4 protein-coding genes are annotated in these 5,593 nt (G+C 47.0%); 3 read left to right on the forward strand and 1 reads right to left on the reverse strand.

Going from position 1 to position 5,593, the window contains the following annotated elements:
- Window positions 1-226: 226 nt before the first annotated feature.
- The gene (locus F6K20_RS22205; protein WP_009148785.1) at window positions 227-760 is read right to left on the reverse strand and encodes a DUF2808 domain-containing protein; all 534 of its coding nucleotides are present in this window, start codon (window positions 758-760) and stop codon (window positions 227-229) included.
- Window positions 761-778: 18 nt separating this feature from the next.
- Between F6K20_RS22205 and F6K20_RS22210 the strand changes: the two genes are divergently transcribed.
- From F6K20_RS22210 to pntB, 3 genes are all read left to right on the forward strand, one after another.
- Window positions 779-976: a hypothetical protein gene (locus tag F6K20_RS22210; protein WP_287296050.1), complete on the forward strand. Its 198-nt coding sequence runs from the start codon at window positions 779-781 to the stop codon at window positions 974-976.
- 881 nt (window positions 977-1,857) lie between these two features.
- A complete protein-coding gene (gene pntA, locus F6K20_RS22215) occupies window positions 1,858-3,483 on the forward strand; it encodes a Re/Si-specific NAD(P)(+) transhydrogenase subunit alpha (protein ID WP_502708859.1) in 1,626 nt (541 codons plus the stop codon).
- Window positions 3,484-3,970: 487 nt separating this feature from the next.
- The gene (gene pntB, locus F6K20_RS22220; protein WP_009148794.1) at window positions 3,971-5,434 is read left to right on the forward strand and encodes a Re/Si-specific NAD(P)(+) transhydrogenase subunit beta; all 1,464 of its coding nucleotides are present in this window, start codon (window positions 3,971-3,973) and stop codon (window positions 5,432-5,434) included.
- The last annotated feature ends 159 nt before the right edge of the window (window positions 5,435-5,593 follow it).

The raw sequence follows: 5,593 nt of genomic DNA on the forward strand, positions 1-5,593 counted from the left end.
TCGAGGTCTATTCAACAGGGGGAAACTAGTTTTGCGGGTCTGGCAGTTACCTCACTGGGGAGCATGTCACCCTTGTAATTATGTATATAGATCCCCCCTAACCCCCCTTAAAAAAGGGGGGAATTAGATTCAAAAGTCCCCCTTACTAAGGGGGAGCAACGGGGGATCTGAATCAGGGATTAACAAAACTAACATGCTCCGCTTCACCGAATTGAGAATTGCTATATTATCGACCAATACTCATAATCCAGGTACCGACATAACTGGGTAGTGGAATATCACCAGGGGCTAAGACATAACAAACGAAGTAATAGGTACCCCCATCAGGGTTTTTGACATTGGAAAATACTAATTCCACATTTTCATTGGCTGGAACTGCCTCTTCCATATAAATCTGAATGCTATAATTCTCTTTGTCCCAGACTACCTCAGAGACCGGGAGGGATTTACCGTCAACGCGCACCTCAATTTTGTCCACGTCGAACTTACCATCGTAGTAATCTGGATAAGAAATAGAAAACTGAGCGACTCCCAATTCCAGTTTCTTCTTGGGAATCCTCAAGCGGTAACGATCCCAGTAATTGGGGGCACCGTTAAAATCTAGGTGATATCTCAGGATATTTTCCCGCTTAACACCACTCCAGAGTACCAATCCGGGATTACTCTGGGCTAAGCTCCGAACCGATAGCCCGGTCAAGACACAACCAGCTAATGCGATCGCGGAAATCAGGCTTTTGATGGAAGATTTTGTGGATAGCATAAATCTAATGCTGCTGACTTGAGCTTACAGTTAACAGTTATTTGTTTTTTTACTGTACTACTTATATATATACACAAGCTATACCCAATATATATACGCAATATATCCCTAATACGTAAGCATTCAGCGGTCAGCGGTCAGCGGTCAGCGGTCAGCGGTCAGTGGTCAGTGGTCAGCGGTCAGTGGTCAGCCGTCAGCTTATTTGATTCAAAGTAGCTTGGCCTACAGCCAATGGCTGATAGCTGATAGCTGATGGCTGATAGCTGATAGCTGAATGCTTACCCTCATACCAATTTCAAAACACTATCGCTACACTTTAATCACCTATAACACTTTATTACACCATTACCATCATCATCTATAGTCAGTGACGGAATCGATCTGACTAGTAAAGATTACCTACGACAACTGAGTGCAACAGCACAATTCCTAAAACAAGTTAAAAATAATCCTCTCTTTTGGCAGATCACCATAGGATCCAAAAAGAGATCCGGTTATGGGGACAGATGTATTTGAACAGTCAGAGAAATTTATATAGAGAAATTTATGCCAGCAGTTCAAATTCAGCAAGAGGCCATGCCTGGTGTTGGATACCAGGACAAGTACCAGACAACGACAAGTAGCACAGATGGGAAGCCAGTCAGCTGATCAAGAGCGAGTCAATCACCCACCCTTAAGGGCATTGGCGGTGTCAGGGGGCAAACTGATCCTGTTCTAGTTGAACTTGGGAATCCTCTAAACAGGGTGAACATCCCCAGCAGGAAGAAGCTACAAGTTGCTAAAAACCACTCGAAATCAAAAGAAATAGAAGGATAGATTGTCATCAAGGGACAACATTTTTAAAAGAAGTTGTTACTTGATTCTATTTACCGAAAATAGTTAGGGAAAACAGTTATTATCGCCAGTTTTCCTGATTCTTGTTGTCCTCACCTAAGGAGTATTTTTCACCCATGACCAAAAGCTATGTTAGGAAATACGGTGGCCTTAGCCCCTGAAAGTGGCTGGTCTGGACATCCTTTGCCTGATGCTTCTAGACCCACCTTAGTGATCAACGAATTTTCCGTCGTTATTTCATTTAGACAACTGAAGGAGAGTCAATGACCCTAGCCATTCCCAAAGAGGCTGAAACGTTAGATTTACAGCCAACCAAAACTCGTATGAAGGTTGGTATCCCGAAAGAAATTTACCCAGGTGAATGCCGGGTAGCTGCTACACCGGATACAGCGAAGGTGCTCCAGAAACTTGGCTTTGATGTGCTGATTGAATCGGGAGCAGGAGAGACAGCGAATTTTCCTGACAATGCTTACGAACAAGCAGAATGCCAAATCATCCCTGATGCCAATAGCCTTTGGTCAGAGGCAGATATTGTTCTAAAAGTGCGTCCTCCTCAGATGCATCCCACTCTAAACAAGCATGAGTCTGACTTGCTATCGGAAAATGGCACTTTAATCAGCTTTATCTGGCCAGGCCAAAACCAAGAACTGCTCGAACAACTCTCAAGCCGCAAGGCTACAGTGTTGGCTATGGATGCGGTACCCCGCATCACGAGGGCCCAAAAGATGGATGCCCTCAGTTCTATGGCCAATATTGCTGGTTACCGGGCTGTGATTGAGGCAGCGAATAACTTTGGTCGCTTTTTTACTGGGCAAATTACTGCAGCAGGAAAAGTTCCCCCAGCTAAAGTGTTGGTGATTGGTGCTGGCGTAGCTGGACTAGCTGCTATTGGTACCGCTAAAGGTCTGGGTGCTGTTGTGCGCGCCTTCGATACCCGCCCTGTGGTTAAGGAACAAGTGGAAAGCATGGGGGGAGAGTTTCTGGAACTGGACTTCAAAGAAGACGGTACCGGATCTGGGGGCTATGCCAAGGTGATGAGTAAAGAGTTCATCGAGGCGGAGATGGCATTGTTCGCTGCACAGGCTAAAGAAGTGGACATCATCATCACCACTGCCCTGATCCCCGGTAAAAAAGCACCGCTGCTGATCACCGAGGAAATGGTAGCGAGTATGAAAGAAGGCTCAGTGGTTGTCGATATGGCAGCTGAGCAAGGGGGCAACTGTGAGGTGAGCAAAGCCAATGAGGTCTACAAATACAAAGGTGTGACCATCATTGGATTAACTGACCTACCCAGCCGTATGGCTACTCAATCTAGCCAACTCTATGGCACCAACCTTTGTCATCTCCTCAAGGACATGGGTGGTAGTGAAAATTACCGTGTCGATATGGAGGATGAAGTGGTTCGGGGAGCCTTAGTCCTAAACGCTGGGGATGTAACCTGGCCCCCACCCAAGCGGCCTACACCTCCAGCACCTCCCAAACCCGCACCAGAACCCCAGACTGCGGTAACTAAAGAGCAGTCTGTGCCAGAGACGAAGAAATCAAAGGGTATCATGGGCTTGCTCTGGCCAGTGTTAGTGGGACTCGCCTTAGTTGGCTTGGGAATCGGAGCACCACCTTCTTTCCTCTCCCACTTCACGGTATTTATCCTGGCCTGCTTCGTAGGCTGGCAAGTGATCTGGAACGTAAAACCAGCCCTGCACACCCCCTTGATGAGTGTTACTAATGCCATTAGCGGCATCATCATCATTGGTGGAATGCTGCAAATTTCCGGCGCAGCCACCTCACCTACTACTATTCTGGGTGCGATCGCAATTTTAGTTGGAACCATCAACATCTCCGGTGGCTTCCTAGTAACCCAACGCATGCTCAAGATGTTTCAGAAATAGGTTAGCCGGTTAAAGGTTACAGGTTAAAGGTTACAGGTTGAAGGTTTGAAGGTTGAAGGTTTGAAGGTTGAAGGTTTGAAGGTTGAAGGTTGAAGGTTTGAAGGTTTGAAGGTTGAAGGTTGAAGGTTTGAAGGTTTGAAGGTTACAGGTTACAGGTTACAGGTTACAGGTTACAGGTTACAGGTTGAAGGTTACAGGTTATCTTCTGAACCTACCCTTCCGGAAGGCCAAAGGCCAACAACCAAACCACCTACCCTACACCGAACGCCAAAGGTGAACAACATTCAACCAACTAACCTTCAACCTTCAACCAACTAACCTTCAACCAACTAACCTTCAACCAACTAACCTTCAACCTTCAACCAACTAACCTTCAACCAACTAACCTTCAACCTTCAACCAACTAACCTTCAACCAACTAACCTACCCTTCGGGAACGCCAAGGGCGAACAACATTCAAGTTGAACACCATAAAACTAAGGAGACTATGTCAAATAATCTGTTGACAGTTGCCTATATTGCAGCTAGCGCTTTGTTCATTCTCAGCCTGGGGGGATTGTCTAACCAGGAAAGCGCCCGTAAAGGCAATATTTACGGCATTCTTGGGATGCTGATTGCCTTTGTTGCCACTGCCCTAAGTAGCGATGTAACGGCATACCTCACTCTGGGAGGGATGATTCTACCAGGAGTGATAATTGGTGCGATCGTGGCATCTCGGGTAGCCATGACCTCCATGCCAGAACTGGTAGCAATTCTCCATAGTTTTGTCGGTCTTGCAGCTGTACTGGTGGGTATTGCCAATTACCTGCAAGGGGAGGAATCCCTAACGGGTGCAGAAGTAACTATTCACCAGTTAGAAATTTATATTGGTGTGTTCATTGCAGCAATTACCTTCACCGGTTCAGTGATAGCCTTTGGGAAACTACGAGCTATCATCAGCAGCAAACCCCTAATGTTACCAGCACGCCACGTACTCAATCTGGCTATGCTTGGGGCTGTGATCGGGCTGGGTTACCAGTTCATGACAGCAGAGGGGACGACTGGTCTGCAACCCCTGTTGATTATGGCTGCGATCGCATCAGTTTTAGGCATCCACTTAGTAGCTGCTATTGGGGGTGCTGATATGCCAGTGGTCATCTCCATGCTCAATAGTTATTCCGGATGGGCCGCTGCAGCAGCAGGCTTTATGCTGTCCAATGACCTGTTAATTATCACTGGTGCCCTAGTAGGTAGTAGTGGTGCTATCCTCAGCTACATCATGTGCCGAGCCATGAACCGTTCCTTCTTCAGCGTGATTTTAGGAGGCTTCGGCGAAGGTGCAGGAACTACAGCTAAAGCTAAAGGTGGTGATCAGCCCGAAGGTCAAGTCACCGAGACCACAGTAGAAGATACCGTAGAGCTGCTACAAGGGGCCAAGAGTGTTATCATTGTTCCCGGTTACGGTATGGCAGTAGCTCAGGCTCAGCATCCCGTGTCCGATATTACCAAGATTTTGAGGAATGCCGGTATCAATGTTCGCTTTGGCATTCATCCAGTCGCTGGACGATTACCAGGACACATGAACGTGCTGCTGGCTGAAGCAAATGTGCCTTATGATATCGTTCTAGAAATGGATGAGATTAACGAGGACTTCCCAGAAACCGATGTAGTACTAGTGATTGGCGCTAATGATACCGTTAACCCTAGTGCCATGGAAGACCCCAGTAGCCCAATTGCTGGCATGCCAGTCTTAGAGGTTTGGAAAGCTGGTACCGTGGTGGTGATGAAACGGGGAATGTCCAGTGGCTATGCTGGCGTTGGCAATCCCTTGTTCTTCAAAGAAAACACCAATATGCTCTTCGGTGATGCCAAGACTAACGTTAGCGCTATCCTAGGCAAGCTCGTAGAATCTAGCCGGGACAGTGCAGCATCCAGCTCAGGAAAAGTCTTAGCTACATCCTCTGCGGGCTGAGTAAGGGTTAGAGGGGAATGACACCCTCGTTAAGGCTCAAACCTTGACTTGATGTCGAGTGTGGCGGAAGGTAGGAGTGTGGGAAGAGAGGGGATATTTTCTGGTAAAAATTCCCTGCTATTCTCCCCTCCTTCTTCTTACTCTTGCCTATCTTTGTAA

The sequence above is a fragment of the Moorena sp. SIO2C4 genome (assembly GCF_010672485.1).
GTDB classification, from domain to species: Bacteria; Cyanobacteriota; Cyanobacteriia; order Cyanobacteriales; family Coleofasciculaceae; genus Moorena; species Moorena producens.